19 protein-coding genes and 4 pseudogenes are annotated in these 20,846 nt (G+C 53.1%); 20 read left to right on the forward strand and 3 right to left on the reverse strand.

Features of this window, described 5'->3' with window-relative positions; genetic code table 11:
• Positions 1–9: 9 nt before the first annotated feature.
• Positions 10–898: pseudogene (locus tag JCM15764_RS09080) on the reverse strand (phosphoribosylaminoimidazolesuccinocarboxamide synthase).
• Between the two features lie 15 nt (positions 899–913).
• Positions 914–2,494 (reverse strand): peptidylprolyl isomerase, encoded by a 1,581-nt coding sequence (locus JCM15764_RS09085; RefSeq protein WP_054694896.1) that lies wholly within the window; start codon positions 2,492–2,494, stop codon positions 914–916.
• Between the two features lie 315 nt (positions 2,495–2,809).
• Between JCM15764_RS09085 and JCM15764_RS09090 the strand changes: the two genes are divergently transcribed.
• The 11 genes and pseudogenes from JCM15764_RS09090 to JCM15764_RS09140 all read left to right on the forward strand — a co-directional run bounded on the left by JCM15764_RS09090 (position 2,810) and on the right by JCM15764_RS09140 (position 13,234).
• Positions 2,810–3,853: a rod shape-determining protein gene (locus JCM15764_RS09090; RefSeq protein ID WP_012648556.1), complete on the forward strand. Its 1,044-nt coding sequence runs from the start codon at positions 2,810–2,812 to the stop codon at positions 3,851–3,853.
• Between the two features lie 116 nt (positions 3,854–3,969).
• The gene (locus JCM15764_RS09095) at positions 3,970–5,010 is read left to right on the forward strand and encodes a glycosyltransferase family 2 protein (RefSeq protein ID WP_054694898.1); all 1,041 of its coding nucleotides are present in this window, start codon (positions 3,970–3,972) and stop codon (positions 5,008–5,010) included.
• A complete protein-coding gene (gmhA, locus tag JCM15764_RS09100; RefSeq protein WP_054694901.1) occupies positions 4,994–5,572 on the forward strand; it encodes a D-sedoheptulose 7-phosphate isomerase in 579 nt (192 codons plus the stop codon). Before JCM15764_RS09095 ends, gmhA begins: the two co-directional genes overlap by 17 nt.
• A gap of 12 nt (positions 5,573–5,584) precedes the next feature.
• Positions 5,585–6,175, forward strand: a complete 591-nt coding sequence (gmhB, locus tag JCM15764_RS09105; RefSeq protein ID WP_054694905.1) for a D-glycero-beta-D-manno-heptose 1,7-bisphosphate 7-phosphatase — start codon at positions 5,585–5,587, stop codon at positions 6,173–6,175.
• Positions 6,176–6,242: 67 nt separating this feature from the next.
• A pseudogene (gene rfbA / locus JCM15764_RS09110) lies at positions 6,243–7,135 on the forward strand (glucose-1-phosphate thymidylyltransferase RfbA).
• Position 7,136: 1 nt separating this feature from the next.
• Positions 7,137–7,613 carry a dTDP-4-dehydrorhamnose 3,5-epimerase family protein gene (locus JCM15764_RS09115; RefSeq protein WP_054694908.1) on the forward strand — a complete coding sequence of 159 codons (477 nt, stop codon included), beginning with the start codon at positions 7,137–7,139 and terminating at the stop codon, positions 7,611–7,613.
• Positions 7,614–7,686: 73 nt separating this feature from the next.
• Complete coding sequence (mreC, locus tag JCM15764_RS09120) at positions 7,687–8,514, forward strand: rod shape-determining protein MreC (protein WP_054694911.1); 828 nt, start codon at positions 7,687–7,689, stop codon at positions 8,512–8,514.
• A complete protein-coding gene (gene mreD / locus JCM15764_RS09125) occupies positions 8,507–8,992 on the forward strand; it encodes a rod shape-determining protein MreD (RefSeq protein ID WP_054694914.1) in 486 nt (161 codons plus the stop codon). Before mreC ends, mreD begins: the two co-directional genes overlap by 8 nt.
• Positions 8,993–10,948 (forward strand): penicillin-binding protein 2, encoded by a 1,956-nt coding sequence (mrdA, locus tag JCM15764_RS09130; RefSeq protein WP_054694917.1) that lies wholly within the window; start codon positions 8,993–8,995, stop codon positions 10,946–10,948.
• The gene (gene rodA / locus JCM15764_RS09135; RefSeq protein ID WP_054694920.1) at positions 10,941–12,041 is read left to right on the forward strand and encodes a rod shape-determining protein RodA; all 1,101 of its coding nucleotides are present in this window, start codon (positions 10,941–10,943) and stop codon (positions 12,039–12,041) included. Before mrdA ends, rodA begins: the two co-directional genes overlap by 8 nt.
• A gap of 80 nt (positions 12,042–12,121) precedes the next feature.
• Positions 12,122–13,234 carry a tRNA-queuosine alpha-mannosyltransferase domain-containing protein gene (locus JCM15764_RS09140; protein ID WP_054694923.1) on the forward strand — a complete coding sequence of 371 codons (1,113 nt, stop codon included), beginning with the start codon at positions 12,122–12,124 and terminating at the stop codon, positions 13,232–13,234.
• 75 nt (positions 13,235–13,309) lie between these two features.
• Here the strand turns inward: JCM15764_RS09140 and JCM15764_RS22575 are convergent, their stop codons facing one another.
• Entirely contained in the window at positions 13,310–13,462 is a 153-nt protein-coding gene (locus JCM15764_RS22575) for a hypothetical protein (protein ID WP_012648545.1), read from the reverse strand.
• A gap of 301 nt (positions 13,463–13,763) precedes the next feature.
• Between JCM15764_RS22575 and amrS the strand changes: the two genes are divergently transcribed.
• The 9 genes and pseudogenes from amrS (at position 13,764) to JCM15764_RS09180 (ending at position 20,774) form a co-directional block, all read left to right on the forward strand.
• The gene (gene amrS / locus JCM15764_RS09145; protein ID WP_054694928.1) at positions 13,764–14,774 is read left to right on the forward strand and encodes an AmmeMemoRadiSam system radical SAM enzyme; all 1,011 of its coding nucleotides are present in this window, start codon (positions 13,764–13,766) and stop codon (positions 14,772–14,774) included.
• Between the two features lie 24 nt (positions 14,775–14,798).
• The gene (locus JCM15764_RS22580) at positions 14,799–15,650 is read left to right on the forward strand and encodes a PAS domain-containing protein (RefSeq protein ID WP_243688643.1); all 852 of its coding nucleotides are present in this window, start codon (positions 14,799–14,801) and stop codon (positions 15,648–15,650) included.
• A 43-nt stretch (positions 15,651–15,693) separates the two neighbouring features.
• Positions 15,694–16,509, forward strand: a complete 816-nt coding sequence (locus tag JCM15764_RS22585) for a sensor histidine kinase (protein WP_243688644.1) — start codon at positions 15,694–15,696, stop codon at positions 16,507–16,509.
• Positions 16,510–16,654: 145 nt separating this feature from the next.
• Positions 16,655–17,304 (forward strand): annotated as a pseudogene (locus JCM15764_RS09155) (lysophospholipid acyltransferase family protein).
• Positions 17,294–17,734: a ribonuclease HI gene (rnhA, locus tag JCM15764_RS09160; RefSeq protein ID WP_054694932.1), complete on the forward strand. Its 441-nt coding sequence runs from the start codon at positions 17,294–17,296 to the stop codon at positions 17,732–17,734. The pseudogene JCM15764_RS09155 and the gene rnhA overlap by 11 nt, the downstream one beginning before the upstream one ends.
• A gap of 229 nt (positions 17,735–17,963) precedes the next feature.
• A pseudogene (locus JCM15764_RS09165) lies at positions 17,964–18,259 on the forward strand (HNH endonuclease).
• Positions 18,260–18,360: 101 nt separating this feature from the next.
• On the forward strand, positions 18,361–18,984 hold the full coding sequence (locus JCM15764_RS09170) for an HAD family hydrolase (protein ID WP_243688645.1): 624 nt from the start codon (positions 18,361–18,363) through the stop codon (positions 18,982–18,984).
• A 10-nt stretch (positions 18,985–18,994) separates the two neighbouring features.
• A complete protein-coding gene (locus JCM15764_RS09175; protein ID WP_243688646.1) occupies positions 18,995–19,834 on the forward strand; it encodes a phosphate ABC transporter substrate-binding protein in 840 nt (279 codons plus the stop codon).
• Between the two features lie 553 nt (positions 19,835–20,387).
• Positions 20,388–20,774: a GxxExxY protein gene (locus JCM15764_RS09180; protein WP_054694955.1), complete on the forward strand. Its 387-nt coding sequence runs from the start codon at positions 20,388–20,390 to the stop codon at positions 20,772–20,774.
• Positions 20,775–20,846: the final 72 nt, after the last annotated feature.

The raw sequence follows: 20,846 nt of genomic DNA on the forward strand, positions 1-20,846 counted from the left end.
GGCTTTTTACTACTTTACTTTTTCCGTAAGCTTTACCAGCGCCTCCATGTATTTTTCGCCTGTCTTTCTGACAATCTCTTCAGGCAGTGGCGGGGCAGGGGCTGATTTGTTCCAGTCCAGGGTTTCCAGGTAGTCCCGCAGGAACTGCTTGTCGAAGCTGGGTTGCGGCCCGCCGGGATGGTAACTGTCCTTTGGCCAGAAACGGCTGGAGTCCGGTGTCATGCACTCGTCGATGATGATCAGTTCTCCGTTGTAGATGCCGTATTCAAATTTGGTGTCGGCTATAATGATACCCTTGGTGTCGGCGATGTCGCGGGCTTTCATATAGATCTTCAGGGTTACATCTCTGACTTTTTCGGCGGTTTCTTTTCCGCACAGCTCCACCATTTTCTCAAAGGAGATGTTTTCGTCATGGGTACAGCTCTGCCTTGGTCGAAGGGGTGAAGATAGGCTGGGGCAGCCGGTCGGATTCTTTAAGTCCTTCAGGCAGCTTGATGCCGCAGATGGAGCCGGTGGCCTTGTAATCCTTCCAGCCTGAGCCTGAGATATAACCGCGAACGATGCACTCGGCGGGTAGGGGCTTGGCCTTCTTCACCAGCATGGAACGGCCTTCCAGGATATCAGCATACTTCTGGCACGCCGACGGGAAATCCTTCACCTCGGTGGAGATGATGTGGTTTTTGATAATGTCCTCCATCTGCCTGAACCAGAAGGCGGAGATCTGGGTGAGGACGTATCCCTTGTCCGGGATCCCTTCGTTCATGATGACATCGAAGGCGGAAATGCGGTCGGTGGTGACAATGAGGAGCGTCTCGCCCAGATCGTAGATATCACGCACCTTGCCCCGTGCGGCAAGTTTCAGGTCGGGGAAGTCTGTAGTCAACACAAGTTTGGACATACCTTTTAACTCCTTCTAATCAGAAAGTATAGATGGATTGATTTGTATTTTGGCCTTGGCTTTCAACTCTTTCATCCAGTTGTCCAAAGCTTCCTGTTGCTTCTTCGGCAGCAGGGTCTGTCTGATCTGTTCCTTGTTCTTCTGGAAATCAGCACGGTTTAGCTCGATGCGCTGCTTGAGTTTGACCGCGTACCAGCGATCACCGGCCTTGAAGATGTTTTTCGGTGTAGGGGCGGCAGCGGTTAGATTAAAGGCGGCTTCCATCAGATCGGGGGATGTACCGATGCGGGGGATGACGCCATTGGCGGCATAGGCAAAGGCTCCCGTTTCCTGGGTCTTCACCGTGCCGGTCCCTTTGGCCAGTTGTGCAAGTGCCTCTTCAGCCTTCTTCTTTGCCAGCTCTCGGGCTTTTTCTTCAGTGACCTTCTGGGTGAGCTGACCTTTGATCTCGGCCAGAGGAGGTACTGCAGCAGGTTTTTTCTCCATGACCTTGATGATGTAAATTCCTTTGGCAGTCTCGATCGGTCCGCCAAGTTCCCCCTGCTTGAGGAGGAATGCTCTTTTGATGACCTCGCCTTCGTCGGCCAGTGGTGCCGGGGCTGTCTTTGCCGTAAAGAGCGGGGTCTCCTCGACTTTCACACCGAGACTGGCGGCAGCGGCTTTTATGTCACCACCTTTCAGGTTTTTGTTAATGGTGTCGGCTACCGTTTCGTAGGCTTCCTTGGCGCCCTTCTGTTTAATGGCGTCTGCCTTGGCCCGGTCTTTCACCTCAGCGAAGGGAAGGATGCCTCCTTTGCCCTGGTAGCGGTCGATGTTTTTCCGGTAGTAGGTTTCAGCCTCTTCATCGGTTACCGTCGCCTTTGAGGAATACTGGGAAGGACTGACAAGGGCATAGGCAATGCTGACCTTCTCCGGAGTCTGGAATTCTTTCTCGTGTCCCTGCAGGTACGTGGTGAGATCCTGATCGGTCACTTTCACTTCGTTCCTGACGTCACCGGGGGAAAAGGAAATGAAAGAAAGATCTACCTTGTCATTCTGCTTGTTGAAAGCCTGCTGCAGGTCCTGATCGCTGACCGTGGCCCGCTCCTTGACCTTTTCTCTGGCTTTCTTCACCAGCATTTCCTGCTCCTGCCCCTCTTCGAAGTTGGCGGGGGTCATTCGGTAAGCCTTGAGCATCTGGGTATACTGGTCGAAGTTGAAAACACCGTCCTTTTGAAAGGCCGGTACCTTGGCTATCTCGTTGGCTATTTCATCCTTGTTTACAGCTATTCCCATCCGCTTTGCTTCCTTGACGGCCAGGGCATTGTCAATCAAGCTGTTAATGGCCATTTTGCGGATACCCAGCTGCTTTTCCAGGTCTGGCGTCATGGCTTGTCCGTAGATCTGTTGATAAAGGCTTTTCATCCGATCGTAATTCTTCAGGTAGTCGTCCATTGATATTTTGGTTCCGTTTACCTTTGCGGCGAAATCCCCGCCAGTGGCTTCGTCGCCTCTTCCCCATACCAGAAAGATGGTGCCGACGAAGGATAAGACGATGATGCAGAAAACAATCTTGATAAGGACGGATTGTTTGTATTTCCTCATTATGCCAAGCATTGCGTTGGAACTCCTTTTTCGGGGAATTTTAGCTGTAAGCCTTTATGCAACAGTGGCGAATAGTAATATACTTTAATTGCAAAAGCAACAGGAGAATGGCTGTATTCATGAGGTTCTCACGATAATTCCGCCCTTCACTGCTGTCGGAGGAGGTGCACTGTCTTTTCCAATTGGGAGACCCTTTTATCACCGTTCATGCATTTGAAAAAATTGTGGAAAACACAGATTTTCCCTCTTGCATGAACAGGGGCTTTTTGCTATTGTTCCTTAGTTTGCGTGAACAATTAAAGTGTTTAAAAACCAAGGAGTTATTTAATGCTAAAGATATTCGATTCCTTTCTGGGAATGTTTTCAAACGACCTGGCTATCGATCTGGGCACTGCCAACACCCTTGTTTATCTGAAAGGGAAGGGGATTGTGGTACGCGAGCCTTCGGTTGTAGCCGTTCAGAAAATGAGCAACGGCCAGCAGAAATCGCTGGCGGTGGGAATGGAAGCGAAAAAGATGCTCGGACGTACGCCGGGTAGTATCACCGCCATCCGCCCCATGAAGGACGGAGTTATCGCCGACTTCGACATAACGGAAGAAATGCTTCGCTACTTCATCCACAAGGTTCACAATCGCAAGACACTGGTCCGCCCGCGGATTGTCATCTGCGTGCCGTCCGGCATTACTCAGGTCGAGAAAAGGGCGGTCAAGGAGTCTGCCGAATCTGCGGGCGCCCGTGAAGTTTACCTTATCGAGGAACCCATGGCCGCTGCCATCGGTGCAGGCCTGCCCATTACCGAAGCCAGCGGCAATATGATCGTCGACATCGGAGGGGGGACAACCGAGGTGGCTGTTATCTCCCTGGCAGGCATCGTCTACACGAAATCGGTGCGCGTCGGCGGCGACAAGATGGACGAGGCAATCGTCCAGTATATAAAACGCAAGTATAACCTGCTCATTGGCGACCGGATGGCGGAGATCATCAAGATCGACATTGGCGAGGCCTATGCGGGCAGCGAGCTGAGGAGTATGGATGTGAAGGGGCGTGACCTGGTATCGGGTATTCCCAAGACCATCGAAATAAATTCCAACGAGATTCGCGAGGCACTTTCCGAGCCGGTAAATGCCATCGTCGATGCCGTACGTATCTGCCTGGAAAGAACTCCTCCCGAGTTGGCGGCCGATATCGTCGACAAGGGGATTGTTCTTGCCGGCGGCGGTGCCTTGCTCCGTAACCTGGACAGCTTGCTCAGGGAAGAAACGGGACTGCCGGTGGTTACTGCCGAAGATCCGCTGTCATGCGTCGTTCTCGGCTCGGGAAAGGTTCTCGATGAACTGGCCCTCCTGAGAAACGTGGCTATCAGTTCCTGATCCAAACACAAGAGGCAACGGCAGGGGCTCGGTATTCCGGCCCCTGCCTTTCCCACCAGAGATAACGTGTCCTACCCTCTTACTATCCCAACCTTTACATCAAATGTGGAACTGTGATGACTCAACCGGCAATTGACATCATTGTGCCTGTGTGGAACAGGCCGATTGAGACACGTAACTGTCTTGTCAACCTCCTCAATCATTCTCCCAATGCCAGATTAATTATGGTGGACAACGGCAGTGACCGGGAAACGGAAAAGCTGCTGCAGGAATTTTCAGAAGGGCTTGATGACCGGGCGTTCCTCCTGCGAAACGATGTGAACCAGGGACTGGTGAAGGCCCTGAACAGGGGGCTGGAAAAAGGGGAGGCGGAGTACCTGTTCATAGTGAAGAATACTTCCTTGGTTGGGCCTGGCTGGCTTGAGCCGCTGCTGGAATTTGCGCGGCAAAGGAAAGATGCGGGGCTGATTGTGCCTGGTCTTGTGCTGAAGGGGCGGGGGAAGGTCAAGGGCAAGCATATTACCGCCATTGAAGTTGCCCACGGCTCATTTGCCGCCATGCTCATCAGAAAGAGTCTCTATGATGCCATCGGCGGTTTTGACGAGGAGATGGACGGAGGCACCTGGTGTCTCAGGGACTATTCACGCAGGGCCTGTCGAGCAGGATCTCTCACTTTTCTCGTGCCGGGCGCGGACGTCCGGTATGAGGAGGAGGTTCTGTTGGGCTCAGAGACCAGGCGTCGGGAAAATCTGCAGAGAACCATTGCCGAATTCAGGAGCAGGTGGGGGCAGGACTCTTCATATTGTCTGCTGATGCCAAAGGGCGCTGATCCGGAGATGGTTCGTTCCCGGATCGAGCTTCTTCTGCCGTCTGCCCGTCAAGGCGGTTTCTTTCATATCATCGCCCCTTCTCACCTGCACAAATATCTGATGAAGTCAGGCCACGGCAGTTTGCATGAAAATATCACCATTCATGCCGTGCCCTTTTTCCACACTGCCGGAACCGTGCAGAAAATGATAACCCGGATATTATCGGAGGCCCCCGAGACAATTGTCGTAGCCGGTATAGACGGCATGAGTTATAAGGGTGACGCGCCTCTGCTGCCATTTGCCGAACTTGAGAGCAGGATAAGGAGATGCGATGATAGAAGAGATTAAGAGCCAGATACGTTCCCATCAGAAGGTGATGGAATCCATCGGTCAGGAACTTTCACCAAAGATTGCGGCAGTTGTCGAGCTGTTGGCCGATGCCCTTGGCAATGGCAAAAAGCTGCTGGTAATGGGAAATGGCGGGTCTGCAGCGGATGCCCAGCACTTGGTGGCGGAGCTGGTAGGCCGCTTCAAGATGGAACGTCGCGGTCTTCCCGCCATTGCCCTTACTACCGATACATCCATCCTCACCGCCATCGGCAATGACTATGGATTCGAAAATATCTTCAGTCGCCAGATCGAAGCTCTTGCCAGACCGGGAGATGTGGTAGTGGGAATTTCCACAAGCGGAACTTCGAAGAATGTGTATAAAGCCCTTCTCGTTGCCGACGAACTGGGTTGCCGGACCATCGGCCTTCTGGGCAGGGATGGTGGAACAATTACCGAAATAGTAGACGTTCCCATAACGGTCCCATGTGACGATACCCCCAGAGTTCAGGAGGGGCACATCACCATTATTCATATCCTGTGTGACCTGCTGGAGAAGCGGTTGTTCGGTGAGAGGCGCTAGGCTGGTGGTGAGATGACAGGAACGAAGCGGGCCGTTTTCCTTGACCGGGATGGCACAATCAACGTGGAGAAGGAGTATCTGTACCGGATTGAGGATTTTCAGATGATCCCCGATGCGCCGGAAGCTATCAGGTTGTTGAATGAGGCCGGTTTCCTCGTTGTCGTGGTCACCAACCAGTCCGGAATCGGCAGGGGCTACTATGACGAGCTGAAGCTGGAAAAGCTCCATTGCCACATGGAAAAGGAATTGGCCAAGGCAGGAGCACGGATTGATGCCTGGTATTTTTGCCCCCACCACCCGAAGCACGGCACTGGCCATTACCGCAAAGAATGCGCTTGCCGCAAACCCTTGCCGGGCATGCTTCTTCAGGCTGCTAAGGACCTGGACATCGATCTTGCCGCCTCTTTCATGGTCGGCGACAAGCTCGCCGATATTGAAGCAGGGCTTGCCGCCGGATGTCGGCCCCTTCTGGTCAGAACCGGCTACGGACAAGCCGAGGAACAGCTCCTGCCACACAATATCAAGGCCTTTGATGATATTATGGCTGCCAGTCTTGTTATTATCGAAGGGATGCCACCATTGCCGATAGACATTAGTGTTTGACGACCTTTCAGGCAATATGCTAGAAAACAAAGGTTTTAATATTTTTGAATGTGATGGAAGGGGCGCCATGAAAGGGATCAAAAAAGGTATTCTTCTTGCCGGCGGAGCGGGAAGCAGGCTGTATCCGCTGACGCTTGTTGCAAGCAAGCAGCTGCAGCCGGTCTACGACAAACCGATGATTTATTATCCCCTTGCCACCTTGATGATGGCAGGAATCAACGACATTCTCATCATTTCCACTCCCCACGATACGCCCCGGTTCCGTGATCTGCTGGGGGACGGTTCCCGCTGGGGCATCCGCCTCACCTACGAGGTGCAGCCTGAGCCTAAAGGTATCGCCCAGGCGTTCATCATCGGTGAGCGGTTTATCGGCACCGACCCGGTCTGCCTGATTCTGGGAGATAATATTTTTTACGGTAAAATGGGGCTGGACAGGGCCGTTGCCGAATTCCGCGGCGGGGCGAAGATCTTCGGCTACTATGTGCAGGATCCGGAGCGCTATGGTGTGGTTGAGTTCGACAGCCTGGGCCGGGCGGTAAGTATTGAGGAAAAGCCCCAGCTGCCGAAGACCAATTATGCCGTGCCCGGACTTATCTCTATGACGGCAAGGTGGTGGAGATAGCAAAAGGCATGAAACCTTCCCCACGGGGGGAGCTGGAAATTACCGACGTGAATCTTGAGTATCTGCGCCGGGGCGAGCTGCAGGTGGAGAAGCTGGGGCGCGGCATTGCCTGGCTGGATACCGGAACCCACCAGAGTTTGCTGGAAGCCAGCCATTTTATCGGCACGCTGGAAATGCGCCAGGGACTGAAGATCGCCTGTCTGGAAGAGATAGCCCTCCGTCTGGGATTCATTGACTGCAAGGGCATGGCCGAGGCTATCGCCAACACTCCCAAATCCAGTTATCGTGATTATCTGCAGCACGTTTACAACGAAAACGAACTTTGTGGGAGCAAGTGAAATGGAATTCAAAAAAGGTAAAATCCACGACGTGCTGGTAAGGCCCCTGACAAAATATCTGGACGAAAGGGGCTGGCTTGCCGAACTGTACCGCTCCGACGAGATTGCCGAGGGGATAATGCCGGTAATGGCGTATATCTCAATGACTCAGCCGGGAGTCGCCCGCGGACCCCATGAGCATGTGGATCAGACAGATTACTTCTGCTTTATCGGTCCTTCCAACTTCAAGATATACCTGTGGGACAATCGCAAAGATTCTCCCACCTATGGTGTAAAGCAGGTTATCTTTGCCGGCCAGGACGTGCCGATGATGATGACCGTGCCGCCGGGGGTGGTGCATGCCTACAAGAACGTGGGTATCGGCAACGGCATTGTTTTCAATGCCCCCAACAAACTCTTTGCCGGTGAAAACAAAAAACAGCCCGTGGACGAAATTCGCCACGAGGATGTCGCCTCTTCTCCTTTTGTTCTGGACTGAATGCAATTGAGACCACATCAGCTGAAAGTTTCAGGGGGGACGTCCGTCTCCCTTTAAATTTTCCAGAGCGCACATGATAGAGCTGTTGAACAAATACAAGAAGGTTTACCTTCTGGTCGGACTATCGCTTCTGGCCGCCCTCATCTTCTACTCACTGCACCTCAAAAACAGGGAACATGCCGGTCCGCTTGAGCGAAGCGTCATGAATGTGATGGCGCCGGCATCGAAACTGGGCTCGGCGGGCAATGGTTTTTTTTCCGGCCTATGGTCAGATTACCTTGACCTGGTGAACATACGCAGGGAAAATAAGGAGCTGCGGCGGATCATAAAGTTATACAGTGCCCGCGAAACGGAAAGCCGCGAAGCGCTCATGGCCAACGAGCGGTTGAAAAGCCTGTTGGAGTTGAAAACCTCCACCCAGGTTCCTTCTCTGGCTGCCGGCGTCATTGGCGAAGATGGATCCCCCTGGTTCAAGACGCTGTTTCTTGATCGCGGGGCAGCCGAAGGACTTCAGGAAGGGATGCCGGTAGTTGCCGTTGACGGGGTTATAGGCCGACTGGTCAAGGTAGCGGCAGACAGCTCACGGGTGCTCCTTCTGACCGATCATGCCAGCGGCATAGCGGCTGTAGTGCAGCGTTCAAGGGCCAGAGGAGTGGTGAAGGGGGCCGGTGATGGCCGCTGTTCCCTGGAATTTACCCTGCGTGACGAAGATGTGAAGGTGGGGGATGTTATCGTTACCTCCGGTATTGGCGGTGGCTTTCCCAAGGGTTTAAAAGTAGGTGAAGTTACCATGGTGAAAAAAGGTGCCTATGGTATCTTTCAGACGGTAGAGGTAAGGCCTGCAGTGAATATATCCAGACTAGAAGAGGTTCTGGTCCTCCTCCAGCAAACATATGATTAAATTTGTCAAAGCTCTCTCCATCGTTATTGCCGTTCTCTTACTGCAAACAACCATATTTCCCTACTATCTGCTGGACCCCTTTCATCCCAACCTGCTGGTTATCATGGTTGCATATCTGGGGCTACGCTCCAAGAGCCCTTTCGGCGCACTGGCTGCCTTCTCGCTGGGGCTTCTCCATGATTGTTTCAGCGGTATTTATTTCGGGCTCAATGGTTTTTCCTATCTGTGCATTTTCCATGCTCTCCACAAGACAGCCGACCGGCTTTATACCGACAGCCGCTATCTGATGGTGTTGACCGTTTTTTTTGCCACCATCGCTACGGGACTTTTCAACATGCTGCTTTTATTCCTTTTCTCTGCAGCCAACGGCATCTATGCAACGCTTTTGTCGTCGCTGATTCCCCAGGCGCTTGTCAATGCCCTGATCGCTTCCCTGATTTTCATGATGCCTGCCTCGGTTGTTGCAGAGGAACCGTAAATGAAAATGGATCAACGCTACATCCGGGAAAACGCGGAGCCGAAAAGGCGCATCTTCGGTCTTTCACTTGCAGCAGCAACCATGTTTTTCCTGCTTCTGACCCGGCTCTGGTATCTGCAGATCATAGAATCGGATAATCTTCTCGATCAATCGGAGAATAATCGCCTCAGGTTTGTGCCTGTTGCCGCGCCCCGTGGAGCAATACTGGATCGCAACGGCAAGGTTCTGGTCAGCAACACCCCTTCGTTCAGCGTGGCGCTGATCCCGCAGGACGTCAAGGACAAGGATGTCCTGCTCGACAACCTGTCCAGATACCTGGGACTGAACCGGGATGAATTGGTGCAGAAATGGGACAAAGGCAGAGGGAGAGCGAAATATTATCCGATTATTGTCGCTTCGGGCATTAGTCGTGACCAGTTGGAGTTCCTGGAAGAGAACCGCATGCGGTTGTTTGCCGGGGTCGACATTCAAATGAAACCGATCCGCGCATATGCCAACGGTATTCTTGCCGCCCACCTCCTTGGCTACTTGGGAGAAATCAACGAGCAGGAGATGGCTAAAGAGCGGTTCAGCGAGTATAATCTGGGTGACTACATCGGCAAAAGCGGCATTGAGCGGAATTGGGAAGCAGAACTCCATGGCGCCGACGGCGGCCGGCAGGTGGAGGTCGATGCACGAGGGAGGTTTCTGCGGACCGTGACGGAGGCCAGTCCCACCATCGGCAACAGCCTGGTCCTCACGATAGATACCGATGTGCAGAAAGCTGCAGAGGAAGCTTTTGGCGACAAGGCAGGCGCTGCTGTCGCTGTCGATGTGAACAGCGGAGAAATCCTTGCCTTTGCCAGCAATCCGGGCTTCGACCCGGCTCTCTTTTCCGGCAGGCTTTCTCCCGAGCAATGGAAATCGTACGTTGAGGACAAGCGGCATCCCCTGGAAAACAAGGCTCTCAAGGGACAATATCCTCCCGGCTCCACCTTCAAGGTAGTTACGGCCATTGCCGGCCTGGAGGAGGGACTGATCGATGAACATACTGCTGTCAACTGCAGCGGTTCGTACAAGTTCGGCAACAGTACCTTCAAATGCTGGGAAAAGAAAGGGCACGGCCGGGTCGACCTGAAGAAAGCGCTGAGACAATCCTGCGACGTCTATTTTTACCAACTGGGGGAGCGCCTGGGGGTGGATAAGATCGCTCAATATGCCAGAAAACTCGGCCTTGGCCAGGCCATGGGAGTCGGTCTCGATAATGAGAAGAGTGGAGTGATACCCACTTCCGACTGGAAGTTTAAGAAGTATGGCAAAAAGTGGTACCGGGGCGAAACGCTCTCCGTTGCCATTGGCCAGGGCTATGTGCTGACAACTCCCATCCAGCTTGCTTCGATGATAGCAACCGTTGCCAATGAAGGTACCATCTACCGGCCACATCTTGTGAAGCGGATAATAGATCCGGACGGAAAGGTGTTAAAGGAATTTGCACCAGAAACTATCGGCACTGCCGTAATAAAACCTTCCACATACAAATTGGTCAAAGAGGGGTTGGCTGCCGTCGTCAACGAGCCTCACGGCACCGGTGGGGCGGCACGTCTCTATGAGGTAAAGGTGGCAGGCAAGACTGGTACTTCACAGGTGGTAAAGCTTCGGGACAGCAGGGGTGATGTTCCCTACCAGTTCCGCGACCATGCCCTTTTTGTAGCCTTTGCGCCCTTTGAAAAGCCTGAAGTGGCGGTCGGCGTCGTCATTGAACACGGTGAGCACGGAGGCGCCGCCGCGGCTCCCATAGCCGGACGCATCCTGAGGGCTTATTTCGAGGGCAAAGGGGTGATAAAAAACCGGTTAAGAAAGAGGATGTGGAGCAGACGGATGAAATTCCTGCAGAAGATGACGAATGAGTTTCAGCGGGGCTTTGAACGGCAGGCTGTTCTGCAAGCCCTGGTAGTGGAGGCTGTCCTTAATGTTTGACAGAAGGTTGTTCACCAATTTCGACTGGACCCTGCTGACGCTGGTGCTGCTTATCTGCAGTATCGGTGTGGTCAATATTTTCAGCGCCACCGCTTCTTACCAGATGGCAGGACCCCCCTATTTCATCAAGCAGCTATACTGGATCACGGCCGGGGTCACTCTCTGCGTTCTGGCCTGCAGTATCGATTATCACATCCTGGATGACATAGCCTACTGGGTGTATGGGGGGGTGGTACTGCTATTGGTGGCCGTTCTCCTGGTGGGCAAGACATCTATGGGGGCCACACGCTGGCTGGACCTGGGATTCGTAAACATTCAGCCTTCCGAGCCGATGAAGATTGTGGTCATAATGACCTTTGCCCGTTTCTTCAGCAGGTACCCGGTGTTTAACGGCCTTACGCTGCGAGACCTGATCTATCCATGCATGATGCTTGGCATCCCGGCACTGCTTATCATGAAGCAACCCGACCTGGGTACCGCCATCATGGTCATCCTCATCGCCTCCTCGATGCTCCTTTATGTGAAGGTCCGATGGAGTGCCGTCGTCTCCATCATGCTTGCAGCGGTGCCGATTTTTTACCTGGCCTGGCACTACTACCTGCGGGACTACCAGAAGGCCCGTATCATTACCTTCCTCAACCCTGAACAGGACCCGTTGAAGAGCGGTTACCACATTATCCAGAGCAAGATCGCCGTCGGCTCGGGGGGGGTGCTCGGCAAAGGTTTCCTCCATGGGACTCAGAGCCAGCTGCGGTTTCTTCCCGAGCAACATACCGATTTCGCTTTTTCAGTCTTTTCAGAGGAGTGGGGTTTTGTGGGCTGCATGACGGTACTGGCCCTTTACCTGTTTCTGGTATTGTGGGGCCTGCATATTGCCTCAAGGTGCAACGACCGGTTCGGCAGCCTCATGGCTGTTGGTGTTACGGCCATGATCTTCTGGCATATCGTCATCAACATGGGCATGGTCATCGGTCTCTTTCCGGTGGTGGGGGTGCCGCTGCCGTTCTTTTCATACGGAGGGACCTCCATGGTTACATCCATGGTCGGGGTGGGAATACTCCTTAATATCAGCATGCGCCGCTTCATGTTCTAAGAGGCTGATGCAAAACTACTGCGGACCCGCGGGGCCTAAAGGGCCGGACTGCGGTTCGTATGAGCCTCTGGAGAGATTGAATGAAAATCACCCTCCTGGAACCATTCTTCACAGGGTCTCATGCCGCCTGGGCCGAGGAATATGCCCGCTATAGCCGACACCAGGTGGAGATCATCACTCTTCCCGGCAGGCACTGGAAGTGGCGGATGCATGGCGGTGCCGTCGCGCTCGCCCACCGGTTCCTCGATTCAAAATTCCAGCCGGATCTCCTTCTGGCTACGGATATGCTGGATCTGACCACTTTTCTTGCCCTGACACGGTCAAAATCGGCACCCTGCAAGGCTGCCGTTTATTTCCACGAAAATCAGCTCACCTACCCATGGTCACCCGATGATGCAGACAAGGCACTGAACCGTGACATGCATTACGCATTCATCAACTATGCAAGTGCCCTTGCCGCCGATGCCGTCTTTTTCAACTCCGCCTATCACCACGACGCCTTTATGGCAGAATTGCCTTGTTTCCTCAAGGCGATGCCCGACAAACGGGAGTGGAGCAGCATTCAATCCATAGGTCGGAAATCCCGAGTGCTGCATTTGGGCATGGACCTGCGGCCATTGGACCCGCATCGTCAAGTACAGAGCGAGCCTGCCATAAGACCGCCACTTGTATTATGGAACCACCGTTGGGAATACGACAAGAACCCCGAGGGGTTCTTTGGCGTGCTTGAACGCCTGGCAGCCAGAAATCTCGATTTTGAGGTTGCCGTTCTGGGTGAGAATTTTTCCAATGCACCGGGAGTCTTTCACGAAGCCCGTGAGCGGCTTGGCGCTAGAATCATTCAATTCGGTTTTGCGAAATCCTTTGCCGAGTACGCACGCTGGTTATGGGAAGCGGATATACTGCCAGTTACCTCTTACCATGATTTCTTTGGCGCAAGCGTCGTCCAGGCAGTTTATTGCGGCTGTCTGCCTCTGCTGCCGAAGCGGCTCGCATATCCGGAACACCTTCCGGATGAGCTGCATGGGCAATTCTTCTATGATGGGGAAACAGAGCTTGAGGTGAAGCTTGAGGGACTGTTGAAAGTTGCTCACCCTTCGACGGAGATGCTGAGGGACGCGGTCAGTCGCTATGACTGGCAGGTGATGGCGGGTGTCTACGATGAGGTTCTGGAAAAGGTAGTCTCGGAGTAACAGGCTGGTAAGGAGTGTTTGAAGCAGGAAAATGTTTCCGGGAATCCGGCAGTGCGGATTCCCGGTATTTGTAATTCAGGCGGCCTGTGCGTTCAGCAGGGTGATCTTGCCCAGGTAGTCTGTCCAGATGGCTCCGCACTCGTTGCACTCCAGCAGGTCCTTTGCGTAGCCGTCGGCATGCATGTCAATTTCCACTTTTTTGCTGCTTTTACAGATTGGGCAATGCATTCATCTCTCCTTTTTTCTTTTGTTTTTACTATCTTAGGCAATCAATATTTTTCCTGCAAGACAATAATCTGATAACTATTGAATAAAACAGTGGTTTAGGGTCTGCCGCATCCGTCTGCCCTTGTTCGGAGCGGCCATGGGATGCAAATAATCTGCGCCGGGGCGCTTTTATTACCGCTTTTTATCGTTGTGGTTAATGGTACAGTTAAAGTAGTTGTACTGGGGCAAATTCCGCTGCAGGATCTTGAACTTTTCCTTATTTTCCCATTGCTTTTGCCGATAAGCAAGAGGAGGTAATCCCATGAAAGAGGCAATGTTTTATGAAAGGAAAGCGGGCGATACGGTCAAGTGCGGACTCTGCCGCTTTCGTTGCCTGATACCTTCAGGCAAACGGGGCATCTGCATGGTGAGGGAGAACCAGGGCGGCACCCTCTATACCCTTGTCTATGGCAAAGCAATTGCGGAACACGTGGATCCCATAGAGAAAAAGCCACTGTTCCATGTTCTTCCCGGCAGCAGGTCATACTCAATAGCCACAGTGGGATGCAACTTCAGATGTCTCCATTGTCAGAACTATGCCATCTCCCAACCAAGCGGCGGTACGCTGGAGATCATGGGAACGGAACTCAGCCCTGAGGAAATAGTCGCCAATGCCAAGCGTAGCGGGTGTGCTTCCATCTCCTACACCTATACCGAGCCGACCATATATTTCGAATACGCATATGACACTGCAGTGTTGGCACGGGCAGCAGGATTGAAGAACATCTTCGTCACCAACGGCTACATTACCCCGGAAGCATTGAGCCAGATCCGGCCCTACCTGGATGCGGCCAACATCGATCTGAAAGGCTATTCCGACCGCTTCTACAAAGAGGTGGTGCATGCCATGCTCCAGGAGGTGCTGGATTCCATCGTGGAATACAAGCGGCAGGAAATCTGGATCGAGCTGACCACGCTGGTCATTCCCAACTGGAATGATTCGGATGCCGATCTGGAAGGCATTGCCCGTTTTATTGCCGGAAAGGTGGGCATTGAGGTGCCGTGGCACGTGAGCCAGTTCTATCCAACCTACAAGCTGCTCGACCAGCCGAGGACCCCTTTGGCTACCCTGGACCGTGCCCGGCAGATTGGCAAAAACGCGGGGCTGCGCTATGTCTATGAAGGAAATGTCCCCGGCAGCCAGGGCGAGCATACCTTCTGCCCGGAATGCGGCGAGCTGCTCATCCACCGCACCGGATATATCACTGCCAGCAAATTGGCTGAAGGCAAATGTGGACGTTGTAAATTTGCCATCGATGGGATATGGTTATGACTATTATAGAATGTGTGAGGGTGGATGATAGACCAGAAGAGTAAGATACGCAGCCAAAGGATTACTCTGCTTGCCATGTGTCTGCTGGTTTTATTCTGGATGTTGGACGCTGCTGTTGATGCTCATCTGTTTGGAGAAGAGACCTATATTCAGCAGCGGGAACTGGCAATCCGCATTATTTTTGCCCTATTGTTTATTGCTTTCATTTTTTACATCAGGAGGGTAATGCTCCAGCGCGATGCCTTGGAGGCGGCTTTACAGTCTGCGCTGGACGACGCGGAAGCGGAAAAAGAAAGGACCACGGCCATAGTCTCCGCCATGGGGGACGGCATCAGCATTCAGGATACCGACCTCAAGGTACTTTATCAGAATGATGCCCATAAGGCGCTGGTAGGTGACCACGTGGGTGAATACTGCTACAGTGCCTACCAAATGAATGACAAAGCCTGTGATTTCTGCGATCTGGTCAAATCTTTCCGCGACGGCAACGTTTACCGGCGCGAATCATCTCCAGCCAGATCAGAAGGGAAAATTCACGTCGAGATCATTTCCTCGTCCCTGCGGGATAAAAACGGCAAAGTCGTCGCCGGCATCGAGATGGTCAGGGACATTACCAAGCGCAAACAGACCGAAGCCGAACTTGAGCGCCAGGCCAATCTGCTGCAGCGGCTGATCGATACCATACCCAGCCCGATATTTTACAAGGATAGAAATGGCGTTTTCCTGGGTTGCAACGAGGCATTTACCCATTGCAGTGGTATTGCCAAAAGTGGTGTCATCGGTAAGACAGCCTCTCAATTTTTACCTCCCCACCTTGCTGCGGCCCAGGAAAACATGGACCGGAAACTTTTCGCTGAGCGGTGTGCAGGTATTTGAAACCACAATTCCTTGTGCAGATAGCGGCCAGCGGCAGGTCATTTTGAACAGTGCCACCTTTACCGATGCCAGGGGGGGGGTTGCCGGACTTGTCGGCATAGTCATCGACATTACGGAATTGAAGAAATCGGAAAAACAGATAAAAAAATTGAATGAAGATCTTTTCGCCCACGCTGCAGAACTGGCAGCGGCTAATAAAGAACTGGAAGCCTTCAGTTATTCCGTTTCCCATGATCTGCGTACGCCGTTGACGCGCATTTTCAGCGCCGGCCAGGCTCTGCAGGAAGATTACGCCCCCTTGCTCGACGAAAATGGAAAATTCTTCGTGCATACCATCACCGATGCGTGCGAGCAGATGGAAGAGCTGATCGAAGCACTGTTGGCGCTGTCGCAGGTGACAAAGGCAGAGATAAGGCGGGAAGAGGTGGACCTGAGCCGGCTTGCCCTCGACATTACCACCGAATTGCAGCTGACAGCGCCGGGCCGGCAGGTTGTTTTCAATATTGCGGCAGATGTCACCGCCTGTTGCGATCCCGAACTGGCACACGTGGTACTGGAAAACCTGCTGGGGAACGCCTGGAAATATACGGGCAAACGTCCCGATGCACGAATTGATTTCGGGGCCAGGGAAGATGAGGGTAAAAAGGTTTACTTTATCCGGGATAATGGCGCCGGCTTCGATATGAAAAAGGCAGGGAATCTCTTCAAACCTTTCCAAAGACTCCACAGCAGCAGCGACTTTTCCGGGACAGGCATAGGCCTGGCGACGGTAGAGCGTATAATCAAGCATCACGGCGGCCGGGTGTGGGGAGAAGGAGAGCCGGAAAAAGGAGCCACCTTTTATTTTACCTTCAACTGAAATTTAACAGAGACATCTGCCCCTGCCGCTCCATTAGCTGTTATTTCCTGTCCCCGGTTCCTCCTGCTGTTTCAACAAACTTGCCCCCTTTTTGCCAATCATGCTATATGTATGGCTCTATCCCATTTTCTAACAGAGGTAGTCCTTGAAAGTCTCATTTCTGCGCCGCTTCTGGGTAACCTTTTCCTGCCATGTCGTCGGTTTTTACGCCTCGTCCATCAACAACTTCCACATCAAGGGGAGCGACAACATTCCCCCATCCGGCGGCGTGCTGATAGCCTCAAACCACATATCGGCCTATGAAACCATATTCCTTCCCTGGGCGGTGATCAGGCGGCATGCCTTGCAGATGCTCTGGCTCCAGCCAAAGAAGAGCTCTTTACCAGCGTCTTTCAGCGCTGGCTCTATAGTTCGTGGGGAGCTTTTCCCGTCAAACGCGGCCGTGATGTACGGGCGGGCAAAACCATCAATGACTTGCTCAGGGATCAGAAGGTCATGCTTTACCCTGAAGGAACCAGACACAAGGACGGCGTGCTGGGCAAGGGCAACCGCGGAGTCGGCAAGATCATCTATGACACCAGGCCCGTGGTGATCCCCACAGCGCTCATCGGCCTCAATCACTGGAAATTTCCCGGCATCGGCCAGAAAGCCGCTGTTGTCTTCGGCCAGCCGCTGGATTTTTCCGATCTGTATTTGCTGCAGGATTGCAAAGAGACCCATCAGCTCATCGTTGACCGGGTAATGGCGGCAATCGCCGAGCTTTTGAAAGCTGAAGGGGCCTATATTGAAGGTTGAGATTTTCTGCGACGGTGCCTGTAGCGGCAATCCCGGCGTCGGCGGCTGGGGCTGCATCCTCCGTTATGGGGACAACGTCAAGGAGTTGTCCGGCGCCGACGGCAACACCACCAACAACCGCATGGAGATGACCGCTGCCATCGAGGCGCTCTCCTCCCTGAAAAGGCCGTGCGAGGTCTATCTCACCACCGACTCCCAGTACCTGGTCAAGGGGATGACCGAGTGGATCGGTGGCTGGGTGCGGAAAGGCTGGGTCAACAGCAAAAAAGAGCCGGTCTTGAACCGGGAGCTGTGGGAGCGGCTCATGGAGCTGTCCCGCATTCACACCATCCACTGGATATGGATGCGGGGGCACAACGGCCACCCGGAAAACGAGCGCTGCGACGAGTTGGCCAGGGCGGCCATAGAAACCTTCCGGCGGTCCTGTTGAAGGCCGCTCTCATATATTCCACCATCGGTTAAGCGGCTGCCGCGGCTTCGTCCGTTCGTTCGGTCGCTGCAACTGCGGACCTTGCGGTGTCTATGGATGTATTCACCCAGGTTGCAGACGGCCACTCAGACCTTATTTTTTCGGATACCGGCGGGTGTCCGCTCGCCGTTGCCGCTCTGTCACTCACTCCCGAAGCCACGGCAGCCTTGGAGGCTGGAGGTAGGATAACTTGTCCTTCATCATCGAAGTATCGGAACAGGAAATAAAACGGGAGCGGGAAAAGGCCCGCGAACTGCGCACGTCCCAGTGGTGGAAAAATCGTCTTGCCAGGGGAATCTGTCACTACTGCGGCGGCAGATTTCCAGCGGAAGAGCTTTCCATGGACACCTTGTGCCGATCATTCGCGGGGGCAAGAGCACCCGGGGCAATGTGGTGCCCGCCTGCAAGGATTGCAACAACCGCAAGAAGCACCTGCTGCCCATTGAATGGGAAGAATACCTGCAGGGCGTGAAGGGTGAAGGGTGAAGGGTGAAGCGGATACTGTGAGGAGTGAGGAGTGAGGAGTGAGGAGTGAGGAGTGAGGAGTGAGGAGTGAGGAGTGAGGAGTGAGGAGTGAGGAGTGAGGAGTGAGGGCAAGCTATAAAGCTGTAATATACGATTGCGACGGGGTGATGTTCGACTCCTTCGAGGCCAACTTCGCCTTTTACCAGCGGATACTGGCCCATTTCGGCAAGCCGCCCCTGGACCGGAATGATGGGGAGACGATGCGGGTCCTTCATACCTATGCCAATGCCGATGTCATGGCCTATCTCTTTGCCGGCGACGACCGCCGTGCCGAGGCCCAGGCATTTGCCGGAACCATAAACTACGGTGAGCTGGTGCATCTGATGTTCATGGAGGAGAACTTCCGCGAGACATTGACCGCACTGCAGCCGCTGGTCCATCTGGCAGTCTGCACCAACCGCTCCACCTCCGTGGATATGGTGCTGGAATCCTTCGATCTTTCCCGCTATTTCAGCTATGTGATGACGGCGGCCAAGGTGGCGCGGCCCAAGCCATACCCCGACCCGCTTCTCAAGGTCCTGGACTTTTATGGCATCGAACCGCAGCAGGCCCTTTTCGTCGGCGATTCCGAGGTAGACCGTCTGGCCGCCGAGGCTGCCGGTGTTCCTTTCCTTGCCTACAAGGCAGATATGCCTGCATTGGCACGGCTGGACCGACACGATGAAATTCTTTCCTTTTTCCCCTGAAAGGAAAAAAATGATGGTTACGAGCAAACACCTGTGTCTTTTGGTTTTTCTCCTGCTTTCCCTGCTGACCTTCAGCCCCTTGCCTGCATCGGCCGCCGAGCGCCTCTCCGGCAGCCTTTTGATTACCGGCTCGGAAACCATGGCTCCGCTCATTGCGGAAATGGCCAAATCCTTCGAGCGCCTGCACCCGGGGGTGACGATCACCGTCCAGGGCTATAACTCCGCCAGAGGCTTGAGCGATACCAGAAGCGGCAGAAATTCCCTCGGCATGGTGTCGCGGGCGCTCAAGGAAACGGAACGGGACCTGAAGGCATTCCCCGTTGGGCTCGATGCCATCTGCTTCATCGTTTCCGGCAACAGTTCGGTAAAAAATATGACCAGAGCCGAGTTGGCGCAGGTCTTCACCGGCAAGGCAAGCAACTGGAAGCAATTTACCGGCAGAGATCAGCCGCTCAAGGCCATATTGCGGGGTGACGGGCGATCATCCACCAAAATAGTTTCCGAATATCTGCAGATACCGGTGTCGCAGCTTAAGGGAATTCTCATTCCTGCCTCATCGGCCATTACCATAAAGGCGGTGGCAAAAAACAGCGGCGCCATCGGCTATGTCTCCTTTGGCGAGGCCTACCGCTATTCCAGCCGGCAGGGCAAGATCCGCATGATTGCCCTGGACGGCCGGCTTCCCACCAAGGCTTCCATCGTCAACGGCTCATACCCGTTAATCCGCGTCCTGAACCTGGTGGCGAAAGGGGAGCCGACCCCGCTCGCCAGGGAATTCATCAAGTATTGCCGCTCCAAAGCCGTTGCCGATATGGTACAGGCCTTCGATTTCATCAATCTGGATCTCTAACCCTCTCCGAGCCATTCTCACAGGCCCTACGCAGCACCTGCCTCAGATTTTCCCACTCCAATGAAATTGTCTGTTTGGCTTGATGCCGATTTGTGTCTATAAATTAACAAATTATATTCTTAATTAAGTTGTATTCCTTTCATCAGTTTTCTATAGTCCTGATTACCCTTTAAAAACAAGGATATAGACTGTAAAAATTTTTTACACTGTAAAATTTCTTTACACTTTTGGTGGCACTGATGAAATTTTGTGCACTTTTGGGTGAAGAGCGGGCTACAGGATTAAAGTCAAAAATCTTTATGGGACGCGGATCACGGCGGAAGACGCGGATTTAAACCCCAGGTCAAAGATTTAACATTTTTGGTTTTCTGCTTAATCCGCTCTGATCCGCAGTTTCCGCGTCAAATAAAGGTTTTGAGAGGCTTATGATCGGGACGCGGATAAAGGCGGAAAAGGCGGATTTAAACCCTAGGTCAAAGACTTAAGGTTTTTGGTTTTATGCTTAATCCGCCTTGATCCGCAGTTTCCGCGTCCCAAATACGAGGTACTGGTTTTGGAAAGCTGCCTTAAATACAAAGACCTGACGGAAGCAGTCATAGGCGCTTTTTACCGGGTATACAATGTCCTGGGGTACGGCTTCCTCGAGAAAGTGTATGAGAATGCCTTGCTGGTCGAACTGAAGAAGCTCGGAATTACAGTTATTTCTCAGCATCCCATTCAGGTCTTCTACGATGGGAATGTTGTAGGTGAATATTTTGCCGATCTGCTGGTGCAGAATTGCATAATTGTTGAGATAAAAGCTGCCCGAGCCCTGAGTCCGGAGCATGAAGCACAACTGTTGAACTATTTGAAGGCAACAAAGATTGAGACGGGGTTGCTGATGAATTTTGGGCCAACGCCGGAGGTAAAGCGAAGGGCCTTTGATAATCAGAGAAAATGACAGGCTTAAAATCTTTATGGGACGCGGATAAAGGCGGAAAAGGCGGATTTAAACCCCAGGTCAAAGACTTAA

Source organism: Geotalea toluenoxydans JCM 15764 (assembly GCF_001311985.1).
Lineage (GTDB): Bacteria > Desulfobacterota > Desulfuromonadia > Geobacterales > Geobacteraceae > Geotalea > Geotalea toluenoxydans.

Coding starts and splice junctions, on each gene's coding strand:
- JCM15764_RS09115 (WP_054694908.1), top strand. CDS start 7,137: ATGGAATTCAAAAAAGGTAAAATCCACGACGTGCTGGTAAGGCCCCTG.
- JCM15764_RS09095 (WP_054694898.1), top strand. CDS start 3,970: ATGACTCAACCGGCAATTGACATCATTGTGCCTGTGTGGAACAGGCCG.
- gmhA (WP_054694901.1), top strand. CDS start 4,994: ATGATAGAAGAGATTAAGAGCCAGATACGTTCCCATCAGAAGGTGATG.
- rodA (WP_054694920.1), top strand. CDS start 10,941: ATGTTTGACAGAAGGTTGTTCACCAATTTCGACTGGACCCTGCTGACG.
- JCM15764_RS22580 (WP_243688643.1), top strand. CDS start 14,799: ATGATAGACCAGAAGAGTAAGATACGCAGCCAAAGGATTACTCTGCTT.
- gmhB (WP_054694905.1), top strand. CDS start 5,585: ATGACAGGAACGAAGCGGGCCGTTTTCCTTGACCGGGATGGCACAATC.
- mreD (WP_054694914.1), top strand. CDS start 8,507: ATGATTAAATTTGTCAAAGCTCTCTCCATCGTTATTGCCGTTCTCTTA.
- JCM15764_RS09175 (WP_243688646.1), top strand. CDS start 18,995: ATGATGGTTACGAGCAAACACCTGTGTCTTTTGGTTTTTCTCCTGCTT.
- mreC (WP_054694911.1), top strand. CDS start 7,687: ATGATAGAGCTGTTGAACAAATACAAGAAGGTTTACCTTCTGGTCGGA.
- mrdA (WP_054694917.1), top strand. CDS start 8,993: ATGAAAATGGATCAACGCTACATCCGGGAAAACGCGGAGCCGAAAAGG.
- JCM15764_RS09085 (WP_054694896.1), bottom strand. CDS start 2,494: ATGCTTGGCATAATGAGGAAATACAAACAATCCGTCCTTATCAAGATT.
- JCM15764_RS09090 (WP_012648556.1), top strand. CDS start 2,810: ATGCTAAAGATATTCGATTCCTTTCTGGGAATGTTTTCAAACGACCTG.
- amrS (WP_054694928.1), top strand. CDS start 13,764: ATGAAAGAGGCAATGTTTTATGAAAGGAAAGCGGGCGATACGGTCAAG.
- JCM15764_RS09140 (WP_054694923.1), top strand. CDS start 12,122: ATGAAAATCACCCTCCTGGAACCATTCTTCACAGGGTCTCATGCCGCC.
- JCM15764_RS22575 (WP_012648545.1), bottom strand. CDS start 13,462: ATGCATTGCCCAATCTGTAAAAGCAGCAAAAAAGTGGAAATTGACATG.